Raw genomic sequence first — 15,200 nt, 5'->3', positions numbered from 1 at the left:
GGCGCCGGCATCGGCTGGCCGGGCTTTGCCGCGATGGCGCAGGCGCCCGGCGGCGCGCGGTTCATCGCGCCCGACGCAGGCGAGATCGCGCGCGTCCGCGCCAAGCACACCTTCCTCAAGCCGCTGACCGTCCCCGCCAACAGCTATCCGAACCAGCCTGCGGCCATCGATTCCATCGGCTCATGGAGCTTTGTGCTGGCGCGCGAAAGCCTGCCGGATGACGTCGCTTACCGATTGGCGCGCACGCTGCATGGGCAGGAGGGTGCCCTGTGCAAGAAACTGCCGCAGGCTTGTGAGACCACGGCGGCGAACACAGTTGCCGCCGCGCCAAATGCGGCGCTGATTCATCCCGGCGTGATGAAGTATTTTCGGGAGGCGGGGGTGGTCAAGTGATGGGCGGCGAATAGCGAATGGCGAGCAGCGAATAGAACTCGCTAACCACTCGCTATTCGCCACCCACCATTCGCTTGCTTCACTTCTTCGCCATCGCACACGCCGGATCAGGCGGGCCGAACGCTTCGTCACCCGGGATCTTGGCGAGGATCTGGTAATAGTCCCACGGATATTTCGATTCCTCGGGCTTCTTGACCTGCACCAGCCAGAGGTCGTGCACCATCAGATTGTCCTCGCGCAGCTCGCCGTTGCGGGAGAAGAAATCCTCGATCGGCTTTTCGCGCATTTTCGCCGCGACCTTCAGCGGCTCATCGGTGCCGGTCTCCTTGATGGCGTTGAGATAACTCATGACCGAGGAATAGACGCCGGCCTGCCACATCGTCGGCATCCGGTTCATCTTGGCGAAATAGCGCTTTGACCATTCGCGGGTCTTGTCGTCCATGTCCCAGTAGAACGACGTCGTCAGCAACAGGCCCTGGGCTGCCGGCAACCCGAGCGAATGGATGTCGGTGATCAGCGCGAGCAAGGCCGCCATCTGCTGGCCGCCCTTGAGCACGCCGAACTCCGCGGCGGTCTTGATCTCGTTCATGTTGTTCGGCGGACCGGCCGCGATACCGATGATCCTGGCCTTGGATGCCTGCGCCTGCAGCACGAAGGACGACAAATCGGGCGTGGCGAGCGGCGGGCGCACCGACCCCAGCACCTTGCCGCCGTTGGCGGTAACGACGCTGGAAGCGTCGCGTTCGAGCGCGTGGCCGAAGGCATAGTCGTCGGTGATGAAGAACCAACTGTCGCCGCCGCGCTTGACCACCGCCTGCGCGGTGCCGGCCGCGAGCGAGCGGGTGTCGATCACCCACTGCATCGCATAGGGCGAACAGGATTTGCCGTGGAAGTCTGCACTGAGGGTCGAATGCGTGATGAACAGCTTCTTCTTCTCATTGGCGATGCCTTGCACCGCAAGGCCCACCGCAGATACCGGCACGTCGACGATCAGATCGACCTGTTCGACGTCGTACCAGCGCCGGGCGATGCCGCCGCCGATGTCAGGCTTGAGCTGGTGGTCGCCGACGATGATGCTGATCGGCTTGCCCAGCACCTTGCCGCCGAAATCGTCGATCGCCATCTGTGCCGCGGTGACCGAGCCCTGGCCGGTCGGCGTCGCCGCTGGGCCGTTCATGTCGGTGAGGACGCCGATCTTGACCACGTCGTCGGAAATTTGCGCTAGCGCGGCGGTCGATGCCAGCATTGCGGCCGCAAGCACGGCAAGCCTGGATAGGTTCCTGGCGAACATCCCTGTCTTCTCCCTGGAATCGGCGCGTTGGCCGTTGGTGTCTTCAGGCGGTTGCCCCGCCAATTGGTCTCATTTGCAACTATTTTGCCCTGGCGTCAACGTGGCTAAATGGAGCGGGGCGCCCGTGAGCGGTATCCGGTTCTGTTTATTTCCGGCCCGATTCAGGGCATAGCCGACTCATGACGACGACGCAGCGCCTGCCGACCACCCTTACGCCGCTCGATAGAGCGCTCGACGCCCTGCTGCTAGGCGTGGAGCCTGTCGCGCCGGCAGAACTAACGCTTGCCGAGGCGCTACGTTGCATCGCCGCCGAGATGCCGCCGCTTCAAGCTCATCCGCCGCGCGACGTCGCGGCGGCGGACGGCTATGCATTCGGCGCGCGCGATCTCGTCGGCGCGTCCTCCTATTCGCCGTTACCGTTGTCGGTGCCGCCGGTCTGGGTCGAGGCCGGCGATGCGATCCCGGATGGTTGCGATTGCGTGCTCGATTCCGATTCCGTCGATGTATCCGGTCCGCTGCCGCAGGTGCTGGCGGAGGCGATCCCGGGGCAGGGCGTGCGCCGGGCCGGCGGCGATATCGCCGCGGGCAGTTTTGTCGTGGAGGCCGGACGGCGCGTGCTGCCGCGCCATCTCCTGATTGCGCGCGCCGCCGGATTGGAGCGCTTGAACGTTCGCCGTCCGCGGCTGCGCATCGTCAATGTTCCCGGTGGCAGCGCGACGGCAGACCTGATCGCCGAAAGTGCGCGGACCGCGGGTGCCGAGGTCGTGTCGTCGACCGCCGCGGGCCGCGATGCCGGATCAGTTGCGGCGGCACTGGATGACGGTGCATGCGATCTGCTCTTGATCGTTGGCGGTTCCGGCGTCGGGCGCACCGACGCGGCGGTGACGGCATTGGCTGGGCGTGGCGAAATTCTTGCTCACGGCATTGCGCTGCAACCCGGCCGTACGTCGGCCGTCGGGCGCGTCGGCAAGACGCCCGTCGTGGCGCTGCCAGGCGCGCCGGATCAGGCGATCGCGGCATGGTGGACGCTGGCGCTTCCTGTGCTCGATCGTCTCTCGGGCCGCCGTCCGCGCAAGACGGTCAATTTGCCGCTGGCGCGCAAGATTGCATCCAGCGTCGGCATCGCCGAGATCGTGCTCGTGGAGCGGCAGCAGGATATGTGGAGCACGCTTGCCGTGGGCGAATTGTCGCTGGATGCGATCGCCCGCGCGGAAGCCTGGCTCGTGGTGTCAGGCGGCTCGGAAGGATTTGCGACCGGTACGGCGATCGATGCCTATATGTTGCGGGAATGATATGAGTTCGGGAATGACCAACACACCCTCGCCGAGAGATCGCGACAATAACGAGCAGGATCAGTTCCTGACGATCCTGTCGCGCGAGGATGCGCTGGCGCGTTTCGAAGCCGCCTTGTTCCCGCGGCCGGTGCCGGGAGAAAAACGTTCGCTCGCCGACGCGCTCGGCTGCGCGCTCGCCGAAGACGTCACCGCGCCGATCGATGTGCCGCCGTTCGATCGCTCCAATGTCGATGGCTTTGCGGTGCGTTCCGCCGATCTCGTTGCCGCCGGCGAGGCTTCGCCGGTGCGCGTGATGCTGAACGACGAGGTGATCGCCTGCGGCATCGCGCCGACGCGGCCGGTCTTGTCAGGGACGGCCACGCCGATCGCGACCGGCGGTCCGGTGCCGCGCGGAGCGGACGCCGTCGTCATGGTCGAGCATACGCAGCCGGCGGGACATCGCGCGATCGAAATCCGCCGCGCCGCTTCACCCGGGCAATTCGTGTCCTACGCCGGTTCCGATATCGCCCGCGGCGAGGCGCTGCTCCGCGCCGGCACCGTCATCGGCTCGCGCGAGATCGGGATGCTGGCGGCGTGCGGCATCGCGGAGGTGAACGTTGCGCGGGCCCCGCGCGTCGCCATCATTTCGACCGGCGACGAACTGGTCCAGCCCGGCCAGCCGCTGCGGCCGGCTGCGATCTACGACACCAACGGCGCGATCGTCACCGCGGCGATTTCGGAGAATGGCGGCGAAGCTCGCTTTTTCGGTGCGATCCCGGACGACGAGGCACAGCTCGAAGCCGCGATGCGCGAGGCACTCGCGAGCAGCGACATGCTGGTGCTATCGGGCGGCACTTCGAAAGGCGCGGGCGATGTCTCCCACCGCATCATCGGCCGGCTCGGCAAGCCCGGCATCATCGCCCATGGCGTGGCGCTGAAGCCCGGCAAGCCGCTGTGTCTTGCGGTAAGTGACGGCAAGCCGGTGATCATCCTGCCGGGATTTCCGACCTCGGCGATGTTCACCTTCCACGACATGATCGTGCCGGTGCTGCGGCGGATGGCCGGCCTACCGCCGCGTTCGGATGCCAAGGTCAATGCGCGCGTGCCGGTGCGGATCGCTTCCGAACTCGGCCGCACCGAATTTGTCATGGTGTCGCTGGTCGAAGGGGCGGATGGGCTGATTGCGTATCCTACTGGCAAGGGCTCTGGCGCCATTACTTCGTTTGCGCAAGCCGACGGGTTTCTGCGCATCGATGCGCTTGCCGACCAGATGCCGGCGGGCAGCGAGGCCGAGGTCACGCTGTTCACGCCGCATGTGCGGGTGCCCGATCTCGTCATCGTCGGCAGTCACTGCACCGGGCTCGATCTCGTCACCGCACCGCTGGCGCATGCCGGGCTCGTCGTGCGCTCGATCGCCGTGGGCAGCCTCGGCGGGCTGGCGGCGGCGAAACGCGGCGAATGCGATTTTGCGCCGATCCATTTGTTCGACGAGAAGACCGAAACCTACAACACGCCCTATCTTGCCGAGGGCCTCGAACTGGTGCCGGGCTGGCGCCGCATGCAGGGCATTGTGTTCCGCAAGGGCGACGCGCGCTTCGAGGGCTTGGGCGCGGAAGAGGCGGTGCGCGCCGCGCTCGCCGATCCCGCCCGCATCATGGTCAATCGCAACCAGGGTGCCGGCACACGCATCCTGATCGACCGGCTGCTCGGCGGTGCCCGCCCCGACGGCTACTGGAATCAGCCGCGCTCGCATAATGCGGTGGCGGCAGCCGTTGCGCAGCACCGCGCCGATTGGGGCATGACCATTGCGCCGGTCGCGCATGCATCAAACCTGGGTTTCATTCCCTTTGCCGAAGAGCATTATGACTTCGCGCTGGTGACGGCGCGCAAGCAGCGGCCGGCGGTGCAGGCGTTTCTCGACGCGCTGGCGTCGGAGGCGGGCCGCGCGGCGCTGCAGCAGGCGGGCTTCCGGCCGGCTTGATGCGCTCGCGAAGTGTAAGAAGCCGCCAGAAGAAGCGGCTCGGGGCAGGGATGGGAAATGGCAACACCGCTTTCGATTGCGATTGTTGGCGCCGGCATGGGCGGGCTCGCGACCGCCGCGGCGCTGCGGCGCGTAGGCGTCGAGGTTACCGTCTACGAGCAGGCGACGCAGTTCGCGCGGATCGGGGCCGGCATCCAGATCGGCTGCAACGCCATGAAGGTGCTGCGCGGGCTCGGGCTCGAAGCACGGCTGCGCGCGCAATCCTTCTATCCGCGCTCCTGGAACAACCGTGACTGGCGCACCGGCGACGTCAAGTTCGACATGATTTTTGGCGAGAGCGCCGAACAGAAATTTGGTACGCCCTATCTCCTGACACATCGCGGCGATCTGCATGCCGCGCTCGCCAGCGCCGTCCCCGATCATTGCGTCAAGCTCAATCACAAGCTGGTTGGCCTTGATGAGACCGGCGAGGGCGTCCGGCTCGCCTTCGCCAATGGTGCAACCGCGACGGCCGACGCCGTGATCGGGGCCGACGGCATTCATTCGCTGGTAAGGGACATTCTGTTCGGAGCGTCGCCGGTCAGCTTTACCGGGCGCATCGCCTATCGCACGACCTATCCCGCCGCGCTGCTGGGAGGAGCAAAAATCGACGACTGCACCAAATGGTGGGGCGAGGACCGTCACATCGTCATCTACTACGTCAAGCCGGACCGCAGCGAGATCTATCTCGTTACCAGCCAGCCGGAGCCGGAGTTCCGGATCGAGTCATGGTCGGCGAAGGGCGATGTCGTCGAATTGCGGAAGGCCTTTGTCGGATTCCATAGCCAGGTCGAGAAGGTGCTGGCGGCATGTCCAGACGTGCACAAATGGGCGATCGTCGATCGCCATTCGCTGGAGCGATGGACGGATCGCAACGTCACGCTGCTCGGCGATGCCTGCCATCCGATGACGCCCTACATGGCACAGGGCGCGGCGATGGCGATCGAGGACGCCGCCGTTCTCTCGCGGTGTCTCGATGGTGTCGATCGTAACGGTGTCGCGAATGCGTTTCGCCGCTTCGAGGCGACCCGCAAGGCGCGGACGGAACGTATCCAGGCGACCTCGCGCGCCAATACCTGGCTGAGCGGCAAGACCGATACCGACTGGGTGTATGGCTATGACGCCTGGACGGTGCCGCTGGCGGCGTAAGTTTCTCTTTAGGCCTGAACGCGCAGCAGCTCGCTGATGATCCGTGGCTTCATCCAGCCGACATTGTCGACAATCTCCCGGCGCAAGGCGTCCTGTTCTGCCTCGTATTGCTCGCGCGTGATGCCGCGGCCGCCCGTCGCGGTAACTCCGAATGCTTCCAGCGCGGCATCATGGCGACGTCTCCATTCGATCACGCGCTTGGTCATGACTTCCGTAACCGCCGGCACCGTGCCGGGATGGCCTGCCAATTCACAGGCCATCTTGGTGCGGACATCCGCGGCCAGCATGAGTACGTTCCAGTCGTCGTACCCGATGAGGTTCATCTGGGCATAGAGAAACGCACCATGCTCGCCGTCCCAGATGGTATGGTCGATGACCAGAAAGGGCACGGCACGGCAATAGCCGTAGCGCGCGGTCATGTCGCGGTTGAAGGCCTCGGTGCGTTCATCCAGCCGTTTCTTGGCCGCGGCGAAGAGAGCGATATAGTCATCTGCCGTCGGCAGGATGTTGCGCGCATCATCAGAGGCAAAGCCGACTTCGCGCAGAAAATTTCCGATCTTCGGATCGTCCCAGAGCTCTTTGGGGAAAACGCGGGTCACACCATCCGCGTCCGGTGTGGGGCGCATCGTCTCCTTGAATTCGGCAAAGCTTTGCTGGTTCGTGCCGAAAGTTGTCCTGCGTCCGAACATTGCCACGGCCTCGCGTTAAATCGCCGTGGCTACTTTATCGGCAAGTACATTAAATCGTATTTAATCGGAATCTGAAATCACGACCGATTTCGTCAATACATGAAGCCCGGCGCTACCTGCGAGGCAGGCAAAGGAAGTGGTTACGCCGTTCGGCCTCGGCGAGTGCGCGCTGTGCCGCCGGCGTCAGGATTTTTACCGTCGCCGGCATCTCGATCATCTTGTCGCCACCCGTCCAGATTCTGGCAAGCTCACGCAGCCGTGAAGCAAAGAGCACGATATCCAGGACGAAATCGATCGCCCTGACGAAAAAGGCCAGAAGACCCCATACGATCTCGCGCATCGGCAACTCTCGAGCCTGCGGAACATGGACGGTAGTCGCAACCGTCCGTGATCGGGTTCAGTCCGGCAAGGTGCCGTTCCCGCCGGCCGTGACGCGCCGCACGTCGTACTGAGTGAACCGCACGGGTACCGGCCGCGACCAAGCGGGTCGAAAGGAGCGCGACACGGCGTCAGGCGATGCGGTCGATCGCGCGGATTGATTCCATGACGCTGTTCGACCGCCTGAGTTTCCGCAAGATCGCGGCCTTCGTCGCTGCTGCCGGCACAGCGTTCTGGATCTATACGTTCCAAGCGCTCTACCCGCCCCCTGGCAGCGACGGCGGTTTTCATCTGATAGCTGTCCTTCTACTTGGCGCGATCTTCGGAATATTCTTCCTGCCGGCGTGGTTCCTCGTCGCCATCGATCGGTTGCCTAGATTAGCCACGGCGTGGGGCTTGTGCGGCCTGATCGCATTCGCGGTGATCTGGTTGGCGCCCTGACGGAATTTTTCCCGGTTATTCCAGCCCGCGAAGTTCAGGCCTTCGGGGCTGCGTCCAGCGCCGCCAGCCGGTCGGCTTCCGCGATATCATCCACCGTGTTTGCATTGAAGAAGGGATCGAGTGGCTCGGTCGGCCAGGATACGGTGGCGAGCTTGTAGCGCGCGGTCCAGCGATCGATCTTCCTGATGTCCTCGACGACAAGCGCATGGCGCAGCTCGTCGCGCAAGGCGACGCTCCATAATCCGATGACTGGATGCGACTGCCCGCCGGAAGCGGCGACCGCGAGCTGAGCATTTTCATCAATCAGCGCCTGATGCAGGCGCGAGGCCAGATCGCGCGGCAGGAACGGACAGTCCGCCGCCGCGCTCAGCACCAGCGCCACCTCAGGCCGGTTCGCCGCCATCCAGTCAAGAGCAGCCAGGATGCCGGCGAGCGGGCCGGGGAAATCGGCGACGCCGTCGGCGATCACCGGTAGCCCGAACGCAGCAAAGCGAGCGGGATCGCCGTTGGCATTGAGGATCAACCCGTCGCATTGCGGCGCAAGCCGCGTGATGACGCGATCGAGGATGGTGCGGCCGGCGATGGTGCGCATCGGCTTGTCGCCGCCGCCCATCCGCCGTGCTAGCCCGCCTGCTAAAAGTACGCCGGGAATTCTAGTCGTCACGCTCCTCGCCCTTACGCTTGTGTCGCGCGGATTCCTCCACGACATAGTCGAGGTTCTGGTCGAACACGATCCGCTCCTGTCCCGACAATGCGATGAAGCGCTTTCCGCGCGTGCGGCCGACCAATGTCAGCCCGACCTGCCGAGCCAGCTCGACACCCCACGCCGTGAAGCCGGAGCGCGAGACCAGAATGGGAATGCCCATCCGCACCGTCTTGATCACCATCTCGGAGGTCAGGCGGCCGGTGGTGTAAAGAATCTTGTCGGCGGGATCGACGCCGTGGCGATAGATCCAGCCGGCGATCTTGTCGACGGCGTTGTGGCGGCCGACATCCTCGGTGTAGCAGACCGGGGTGCCTTCCTTGCACAGCACGCAGCCATGGATCGCGCCGGCCTCCAGATAGAGCGAGGGCATGGTGTTGATCGTACGCGTCATCTCGTAGAGCCAGGAGGTGCGCAGTTCGGCCTTCGGTAGTGCGACGCTTTCCACCGCTTCGAGGAGATCGCCGAATGCGGTGCCCTGCGCGCAGCCTGACGTCTGCGTGCGCTTTTTCAGCTTGGCCTCGAAATTGGTGTGATGCTCGGTGCGCACGACGACCACCTGGAGGTCGTCGTGATATTCGACCTCGGTGACGACGTCGTCGTATTTCAGCATATTCTGGTTCAGGAGGTAGCCGAGCGCGAGATACTCCGGATAATCGCCGATCGTCATCATGGTGACGATCTCCTGCGCGTTCAAATACAGCGTCAGCGGCCGCTCCACCGGCACCCGAATTTCGACCGCAGCCCCCGTCTGGTCGGTCCCGGCAACACGCTCCGTCAGCCGCGGATCCTCGGGATTCGGCACGATCAAGGGGGCAGGGGCTTTTTCCATCTTCATCATAGGACGTAGGTTAGCATGACTTTGCCTCTGGGCTGATATAAGGACCGGAGTTAACAAGTCACGGTCTACCCGTCATGGCCGGGCTTGTCCCGGCCATCCACGTCCTTCTTTCGGCGATAGCGTCAGGACGTGGATGCCAGGGACTTGCAGGGTGAAAACGCGCTTCGCGCTTTTGCCCGGGCTTGACGGGTACTGTTGTCGCCGGAGAACGTTATGAAAGTGATAGGCCTCGCGGGATGGAGCGGCGCCGGCAAGACCACCTTGCTGACGCGGGCGATTCCGCAATTTTCAAAACAGGGGCTGCGCGTCTCCGTCATCAAGCACGCCCATCATGCCTTCGATGTCGACGTGCCGGGCAAGGATTCCTGGCGCCACCGTGAGGCCGGCGCGGCCGAAGTTTTGGTGTCGTCCGGCCGGCGCTGGGCGCTGATGCATGAGCTGCGCGGCGCGCATGAGCCGCGATTGCCGGAACTATTGGCGAAGATGTCGGCGGTCGATCTCGTCGTCGTCGAAGGCTTCAAGCGCGAGCCGCATCGCAAGATCGAGGTCCATCGCGCCGCGAATGAGAAGCCGCTGCTGTTCCCCGACGATCCCGGCATTGTCGGCATCGCGACCGATACGGCGGTTGAAACCAAGCTGCCCACTGCCCATCTCGACGATATCGAGGCCGTGGCGGCGATGATGTTGCGGTCCGCGATATCGCTCGAAGACGTGCTGGCCAAATGCGAAGCTGAGGGCTGATCAGGCACATGGCGCAATTGTCCGACGATTGCTTTGCCTTCGGCGGCCCGATGATGTCGGTCGATGACGCCGTGGGCCTCATTGCCACGCGCGTGACGCCGGTGGTGGATGTCGAGACGGTCGCGCTCGCCCGCGCCGACGGCCGCATTCTTGCGCATGAAATTCTGGCGCCGCTGCCGCTGCCGCCTTTCACCAACTCTGCCGTCGATGGTTATGCGGTTTCGAGCCGCGATTTGCCGCAGCAGGAAGAGCAGGTATTTCCGGTCACCGGCCGCGTTCAGGCCGGAGGCGCTGCATCCGCGCCGCTCAAGCCGGGGCATGCGACGCGCATCTTCACAGGCGCGCCGATGCCCGAAGGCGCTGACACCGTGTTCATGCAGGAGGACGTGCGCGTCGACGGCGACAAGGTCGTTCTCCCTGCGGGCCTCAAGGCCGGCGCCAATGTGCGTCCCGCGGGCGAGGACATCGCCAGGGGCATTGCGGCGCTGCAGGCCGGCCAGCGGCTGCGGCCACAGGATATCGCGCTTGCGGCGGCGTTCGGCCTGACCGAACTCGAGGTTGTCAGGCGCCTGCGCATCGCCGTGTTCTCCACCGGCAACGAGATCGCTTCGCCCGGCGAAGCGCGCGCCGCGTCGCAATTGTTCGATTCCAACCGCTTCATGCTGATGGCGATGTTGTCGCGGCTCGGCTGCGAGGTCAGCGATCTCGGCATCATCAGGGATGATCGCGACTCGCTGGCGCGCGCGCTGCAGGAGGTCGCCGGCAGCCATGATCTGATCCTCACCACTGGCGGCGTTTCGACCGGCGAGGAGGATCACGTCAAGGCAAGCGTCGAAAGCGTCGGCCGGCTGGTGCTGTGGCGGATGGCGATCAAGCCGGGACGGCCCGTCGCGATGGGCATCATCAACGGCACCCCCTTCATCGGATTGCCCGGCAATCCGGTGGCGAGTTTTGTCACCTTCGTTCACGTGGTGCGGCCGACCATTCTGGCGCTGTCGGGTGCGCGGCCGGAGGCGCTGCTGCCGATGCCGGTTCGCGCCGCCTTCAGCTACAAGAAGAAGATTTCGCGTCGTGAATATGTCCGCGTCAGCTTGCGCAAGGCCTCCGATGGCGTGCTTGAAGCGGAAAAGTTTCCGCGCGAGGGTGCGGGCCTGTTGTCGTCGCTGGCGGACACCGATGGCCTGGTCGAACTCGGCGAAGACGTCACGCAGGTCACGCCCGGCCAGACGGTCGGGTTCCTGTCCTATGCAAGCCTGATCAACTGAGGTCCGTTGACGATGCGGTTCCCCTTCGCCATGGTCGGCGCATGACGACGACAAAACTCGATCTCGCCGGCCTGAAATGCCCGCTGCCGGCATTGAAGACGCGCAGGGCGCTGAAGACGCTGCCGCCCGGCGACCGGCTGGAAGTGCTTTGCACCGACCCGCTGTCGGTGATCGATATCCCGAACCTCATTCGCGAGACCGGCGACAAGGTCGAAATCACCGAGCGCAGCCAGGGCCGCATCGTTTTTCTGATAGAAAAAGCAAATGGGCCGATAGAAAAGCCGAATGTCTGAGCCGTTGAGGGGGCCCGCGCCCCTCATGCCAATTGGGCGAGGTCATTAGAACGTACGATTGCCGGGTGCGTCAATCGGACCTACAAATCCGGGCATGAACCTCCCGACATCGAAGGCGAGCGCCGCGATATCCCCTGCGGCGGCCAGTGAAACTGCGGCCAAGTCAGGCAAATCGGCCGGCGGTCCCGAGTTCAGTGCGCTGGCGCAGGCCTCGATCTTGATCGTGGATGACGAGCCCGGGATGCGCAATTTTCTGGTGCGCACGCTGGGTCCGCGCTGCAAGCACGTGGAAGAGGCCGCCGACACTGACGAAGCTTCGCGCAAGCTCGACAAGAGCCGGTTCGACGTCGTCATTCTCGACAACATCATGCCGGGCAAGAACGGCGTCGACTGGCTGGCGGAGCAGCGGGCCGTCGGCTTCTTCGCCGACGCCATCCTGATCACCGCCTATGCCGATCTCGATACCGCGATCCAGGCGCTCCGCGCCGGCGCGGTCGATTTCGTGCTGAAGCCGTTCCGCTCGAACCAGATCTTGAATGCCGTAGCGCGCTGTCTCGACCGGGTCCGGCTGCAGCGCGAGAACTATGTCTTGAGGTATGCATTGCGCGCTTCATCCGACCGCACCTTCCTGCGTGACAACCTGATCGGGGAGTCGCCGGCGGCGCGCAGCGTGCGGGAAACCATCGCCCGCGTCGCCCGCCTGCCGACATCGATCCTGCTCACCGGCGAATCCGGCACCGGCAAGGAAGTCGCCGCGCGCTCGATACATTCGCTGTCCGACCGCGCCGACAAGCCGTTCGTGCCGGTGAACTGCGCCGCGATTCCCCCCGAAATGATCGAGGGCGAGCTGTTCGGCCACATCAAGGGCGCCTTCACCGGCGCCGACAGCGGCCGCGAAGGCCTGTTTCTCTATGCCCATGGTGGCACGCTGTTCCTCGATGAGATCGGCGAATTGCCGCTGCCGATGCAGAGCAAGCTGCTCCGCGTGCTGGAGGACCGCCGCGTCCGGCCCGTCGGCTCCGAGCGTGAAGTGCCGGTCGATCTGCGCTTCATCTTTGCGACCAATGCCGATCTGCAGAAGGAAGTAGAGAAGGGGCGCTTCCGCGCCGATCTCTATTACCGCCTCAACGTCATGCAGATTCATCTGCCACTGTTGAAAGATCGCGACGACGACGTGCAGGAGCTCGCGGCGATCTTCATGAGCAAGCTATCGGCGCAACTCGGCATGCCGCCGGTTCCGATCGATAGCTCGGTGCGCGCCGCACTGGCGAGTTACGACTGGCCGGGCAATGTGCGGGAGCTGCGCAATCTGATCGAGCGCACCTTGATCCTCGGCGCGTTCCCGGACGATTTCGCCGGAGCGCCGCGCAATGACGGGCAGGCCGCCAGCGCCGACAGTCTCGCGGATCTGGAGCGCCGGCACATTATTTCGGTGCTGAAGGAAACCGGTGGTAGCCGCGAGGAAGCCGCGCGGCGGCTCGGGATTTCGCGCAAGACCATCGATCGCAAACTTGCGTTATGGAATGGCTGACCCGGCAGGCAGCTTCGATGCGCCGGTGCGCGGGCAATCCGTCCGCTTCCGGCTGCTTGCCATCGCACTGCTGCCGATGCTGGTCATCCTGCCGCTTCTGCTCGGCGTTGCCATCTATCGCTGGAACGCGCGCTTCGACGCCACGCTGATTTCGAAGGTGAACGGCGATCTCACCATCGCTCACCAATATCTGGCCCGCATTCTGGAAAAAACCGGTGTTCAGATCCGCGGACTCAGCCTCTCGTTCCGCTTCCGCGAGGTGGAAGAGCGTGAAACCCTCGCCGCCGTGGTGGATCTGCTCGAACAGTCCCGCAAGGAGATCGGCCTCGACTTTCTCTATTTGGTCGACGCGGCGGGAAAGGTCGTCGCCTCGTCTGCTCCACTCAAGGGCGTGCCAAGGGCCGACTGGCCGATCATCACTGCGGCATTGTCGGGCGAGGCCACGTCGACGGGTATCGACATCTTCACCAACGACGAACTTGCGGCGATCTCGCCGGCGCTCGCCGAGCGCGCGCGTCTCGATCTGGTGCCGACGCCGAACGCGGTGCCGACCGATCGCAGTACGGAAACGAGCGGCATGGTGGTGCATGCTGCTGCCCGCGCAACGGCGCCCGGAGGAGGACCGGCCGCGCTGGTCGGCGGGATTGTGCTGAACCAGAATCTCGAATTCATCGATACGATCAACGACCTCGTCTATCGCGAGGCGAGCCTGCCCGAGGGCAGCCAGGGCACGGCGACGCTGTTTCTCGACGACGTGCGAATATCGACCAATGTCCGATTGTTCGAGGGACGGCGCGCGCTGGGGACACGGGTGTCGGCTGCAGTCCGCTCCGCGGTGCTGGGGGAAGGGCGTACCTGGCTGGACAGCGCCTTCGTCGTCAACGACTGGTACATTTCGGCCTACGAGCCGCTGGTCGACACCTACGGCAAGCGCGTCGGCATGCTCTATGTCGGCTTCCTGCAGAAGCCGTTCAACGACGCGAAGTTCGAGACGCTGCTGATCATCGCACTCGCTTTCATCGTGATCACGGCGGCAACGGTGCCGATCTTCCTGCGCTGGGCGCAGTCGATCTTCATGCCGCTGGAACGGGTCACCGCGACCATCGGCGAGGTGGAGAGCGGCAATCTCTCCGCGCGCACCAAGCTGCCGGCGTCAGGCGACGAGATCGGCCGAGTGGCGGTTCACCTGGATACGCTGCTCGACCAGATCCAGGAGCGCGATCGCCAGTTGCGGGAGTGGAATGAGGAGCTGAATACGCGGGTGCGTGAGCGAACCCGCGATCTCGAACTCGCCAATACGAAGCTCGAGGCGACCACCAAGCAGCTCATCATGTCCGAAAAACTCGCCGCCATCGGCGAGATCACCGCGGGCGTGGCGCACGAGATCAATAACCCCATCGCGGTGATGCAAGGCAATCTCGACGTCATCCGCAGCGTGATCGGCGCCGATGTCGACAAGGCCAAGGTCGAGTTCCGGCTGCTGGATGAGCAGATCCACCGCATCAGCCAGATCGTCATGAAACTTCTGCAATTCGCCCGGCCGGAGGAATATGCCGGCTATGTCGAGCGCCATGCGCCGGGGAGCGTGGTGCTGGATTGCCTGCCGCTGGTCCAGCATCTCCTGAACAAGACCGAAATCAATGTTGTGCGGGAAGATCGGGCGAGCCGCCTGGTCCTGATGAACCGCACCGAGCTGCAGCAGGTCGTGATCAACCTGATCGTCAACGCCATCCACGCCATGCCGGATGGCGGCACGCTGACGCTCCGCTCTTTCGACGCCGATCGCGATGGGAACCCGGGCATTGCGATCGAAGTGGCCGACACCGGCATCGGCATGAGTGCGGATATCATGGAGAAGGTGTTCGATCCCTTCTTCACGTCGAAACGCCGCGAGGGCACCGGCCTTGGTCTCTCCATCAGTCAGACACTGATCAAGCGCCAGCGTGGCCAGATTACGGTGGAGAGCGAGGTCGGCCGCGGGAGCACATTCCGCGCCTGGCTTCCGGAGGCCGACTGATCCTGACTGTTCGGACATTTTGTCCGGCCAGTCCGGACATTTTGTCTTGAGCGGAAGAGCGGTCACCCGCAAGTCATTGATTTCCGGCATCGTGCGATTTGGCACATGGATTGCTCACCCCTTTTCAACAAATTGAAAGGGAGGGCGACGACGAGCGGTGCGCATCGAATGAGC

The 15,200-nt window shown here is 64.3% G+C and carries 15 protein-coding genes; 10 read left to right on the top strand and 5 right to left on the bottom strand.

Annotated elements, in window-relative coordinates; all coding sequences use genetic code 11:
• The coding region (locus tag CQ14_RS04515; RefSeq protein WP_156434680.1) for a TAXI family TRAP transporter solute-binding subunit at positions 1-393 on the top strand (393 nt) is incomplete at its 5' end.
• Between the two features lie 79 nt (positions 394-472).
• On the opposite strand, the gene CQ14_RS04510 is transcribed toward CQ14_RS04515, so the two are convergent.
• Complete coding sequence (locus CQ14_RS04510) at positions 473-1,684, bottom strand: ABC transporter substrate-binding protein (protein WP_057856733.1); 1,212 nt, start codon at positions 1,682-1,684, stop codon at positions 473-475.
• 179 nt (positions 1,685-1,863) lie between these two features.
• Between CQ14_RS04510 and CQ14_RS04505 the strand changes: the two genes are divergently transcribed.
• The 3 genes from CQ14_RS04505 to CQ14_RS04495 are packed head-to-tail and all read left to right on the top strand — an operon-like array spanning position 1,864 to position 6,127.
• Entirely contained in the window at positions 1,864-2,976 is a 1,113-nt protein-coding gene (locus CQ14_RS04505; protein ID WP_057856732.1) for a molybdopterin-binding protein, read from the top strand.
• Position 2,977: 1 nt separating this feature from the next.
• Positions 2,978-4,939: a molybdopterin biosynthesis protein gene (locus tag CQ14_RS04500; protein WP_156434679.1), complete on the top strand. Its 1,962-nt coding sequence runs from the start codon at positions 2,978-2,980 to the stop codon at positions 4,937-4,939.
• Between the two features lie 57 nt (positions 4,940-4,996).
• Positions 4,997-6,127, top strand: coding sequence for an FAD-dependent monooxygenase (locus tag CQ14_RS04495; protein WP_057856731.1), 1,131 nt, complete (start codon positions 4,997-4,999; stop codon positions 6,125-6,127).
• Positions 6,128-6,135: 8 nt separating this feature from the next.
• Here CQ14_RS04495 and CQ14_RS04490 read toward each other — a convergent pair whose 3' ends face one another.
• Positions 6,136-6,816: a hypothetical protein gene (locus CQ14_RS04490; protein WP_057856730.1), complete on the bottom strand. Its 681-nt coding sequence runs from the start codon at positions 6,814-6,816 to the stop codon at positions 6,136-6,138.
• Positions 6,817-6,928: 112 nt separating this feature from the next.
• Complete coding sequence (locus CQ14_RS04485) at positions 6,929-7,156, bottom strand: hypothetical protein (RefSeq protein ID WP_057856729.1); 228 nt, start codon at positions 7,154-7,156, stop codon at positions 6,929-6,931.
• Positions 7,157-7,359: 203 nt separating this feature from the next.
• On the opposite strand from CQ14_RS04485, the gene CQ14_RS04480 reads away from it, so the two are divergent.
• Positions 7,360-7,635 (top strand): hypothetical protein, encoded by a 276-nt coding sequence (locus CQ14_RS04480; RefSeq protein ID WP_245320187.1) that lies wholly within the window; start codon positions 7,360-7,362, stop codon positions 7,633-7,635.
• Positions 7,636-7,669: 34 nt separating this feature from the next.
• Here CQ14_RS04480 and mobA read toward each other — a convergent pair whose 3' ends face one another.
• Complete coding sequence (gene mobA, locus CQ14_RS04475) at positions 7,670-8,344, bottom strand: molybdenum cofactor guanylyltransferase MobA (protein WP_057856736.1); 675 nt, start codon at positions 8,342-8,344, stop codon at positions 7,670-7,672.
• On the bottom strand, positions 8,289-9,179 hold the full coding sequence (locus CQ14_RS04470) for a formate dehydrogenase accessory sulfurtransferase FdhD (protein WP_057856727.1): 891 nt from the start codon (positions 9,177-9,179) through the stop codon (positions 8,289-8,291). Before CQ14_RS04470 ends, mobA begins: the two co-directional genes overlap by 56 nt.
• A gap of 213 nt (positions 9,180-9,392) precedes the next feature.
• Between CQ14_RS04470 and mobB the strand changes: the two genes are divergently transcribed.
• The 5 genes from mobB (at position 9,393) to CQ14_RS04445 (ending at position 15,026) form a co-directional block, all read left to right on the top strand.
• The gene (mobB, locus tag CQ14_RS04465) at positions 9,393-9,920 is read left to right on the top strand and encodes a molybdopterin-guanine dinucleotide biosynthesis protein B (RefSeq protein ID WP_057856726.1); all 528 of its coding nucleotides are present in this window, start codon (positions 9,393-9,395) and stop codon (positions 9,918-9,920) included.
• Between the two features lie 8 nt (positions 9,921-9,928).
• On the top strand, positions 9,929-11,185 hold the full coding sequence (locus CQ14_RS04460) for a molybdopterin molybdotransferase MoeA (RefSeq protein WP_057856725.1): 1,257 nt from the start codon (positions 9,929-9,931) through the stop codon (positions 11,183-11,185).
• A gap of 41 nt (positions 11,186-11,226) precedes the next feature.
• Positions 11,227-11,478: a sulfurtransferase TusA family protein gene (locus tag CQ14_RS04455; protein ID WP_057856724.1), complete on the top strand. Its 252-nt coding sequence runs from the start codon at positions 11,227-11,229 to the stop codon at positions 11,476-11,478.
• A gap of 94 nt (positions 11,479-11,572) precedes the next feature.
• Positions 11,573-13,009 carry a sigma-54-dependent transcriptional regulator gene (locus tag CQ14_RS04450; RefSeq protein ID WP_057856723.1) on the top strand — a complete coding sequence of 479 codons (1,437 nt, stop codon included), beginning with the start codon at positions 11,573-11,575 and terminating at the stop codon, positions 13,007-13,009.
• Positions 13,002-15,026, top strand: coding sequence for a sensor histidine kinase (locus tag CQ14_RS04445; RefSeq protein WP_057856722.1), 2,025 nt, complete (start codon positions 13,002-13,004; stop codon positions 15,024-15,026). The genes CQ14_RS04450 and CQ14_RS04445 overlap by 8 nt, the downstream gene beginning before the upstream one ends.
• Positions 15,027-15,200: the final 174 nt, after the last annotated feature.

This window comes from Bradyrhizobium lablabi (genome assembly GCF_001440475.1).
Taxonomy (GTDB): Bacteria; Pseudomonadota; Alphaproteobacteria; order Rhizobiales; family Xanthobacteraceae; genus Bradyrhizobium; species Bradyrhizobium lablabi.
This window is presented reverse-complemented; position numbering and strand designations above follow the sequence as displayed.

What these genes read in the sequence shown, in the direction of transcription:
- mobB (WP_057856726.1), top strand. Translation starts at nt 9,393, where the DNA reads ATGAAAGTGATAGGCCTCGCGGGATGGAGCGGCGCCGGCAAGACCACC.
- CQ14_RS04500 (WP_156434679.1), top strand. Translation starts at nt 2,978, where the DNA reads ATGAGTTCGGGAATGACCAACACACCCTCGCCGAGAGATCGCGACAAT.
- CQ14_RS04510 (WP_057856733.1), bottom strand. Translation starts at nt 1,684, where the DNA reads ATGTTCGCCAGGAACCTATCCAGGCTTGCCGTGCTTGCGGCCGCAATG.
- CQ14_RS04455 (WP_057856724.1), top strand. Translation starts at nt 11,227, where the DNA reads ATGACGACGACAAAACTCGATCTCGCCGGCCTGAAATGCCCGCTGCCG.
- CQ14_RS04470 (WP_057856727.1), bottom strand. Translation starts at nt 9,179, where the DNA reads ATGATGAAGATGGAAAAAGCCCCTGCCCCCTTGATCGTGCCGAATCCC.
- CQ14_RS04460 (WP_057856725.1), top strand. Translation starts at nt 9,929, where the DNA reads ATGGCGCAATTGTCCGACGATTGCTTTGCCTTCGGCGGCCCGATGATG.
- CQ14_RS04450 (WP_057856723.1), top strand. Translation starts at nt 11,573, where the DNA reads ATGAACCTCCCGACATCGAAGGCGAGCGCCGCGATATCCCCTGCGGCG.
- CQ14_RS04505 (WP_057856732.1), top strand. Translation starts at nt 1,864, where the DNA reads ATGACGACGACGCAGCGCCTGCCGACCACCCTTACGCCGCTCGATAGA.
- CQ14_RS04490 (WP_057856730.1), bottom strand. Translation starts at nt 6,816, where the DNA reads ATGTTCGGACGCAGGACAACTTTCGGCACGAACCAGCAAAGCTTTGCC.
- CQ14_RS04495 (WP_057856731.1), top strand. Translation starts at nt 4,997, where the DNA reads ATGGCAACACCGCTTTCGATTGCGATTGTTGGCGCCGGCATGGGCGGG.
- CQ14_RS04480 (WP_245320187.1), top strand. Translation starts at nt 7,360, where the DNA reads ATGACGCTGTTCGACCGCCTGAGTTTCCGCAAGATCGCGGCCTTCGTC.
- mobA (WP_057856736.1), bottom strand. Translation starts at nt 8,344, where the DNA reads ATGTCGTGGAGGAATCCGCGCGACACAAGCGTAAGGGCGAGGAGCGTG.
- CQ14_RS04485 (WP_057856729.1), bottom strand. Translation starts at nt 7,156, where the DNA reads ATGCGCGAGATCGTATGGGGTCTTCTGGCCTTTTTCGTCAGGGCGATC.
- CQ14_RS04445 (WP_057856722.1), top strand. Translation starts at nt 13,002, where the DNA reads ATGGCTGACCCGGCAGGCAGCTTCGATGCGCCGGTGCGCGGGCAATCC.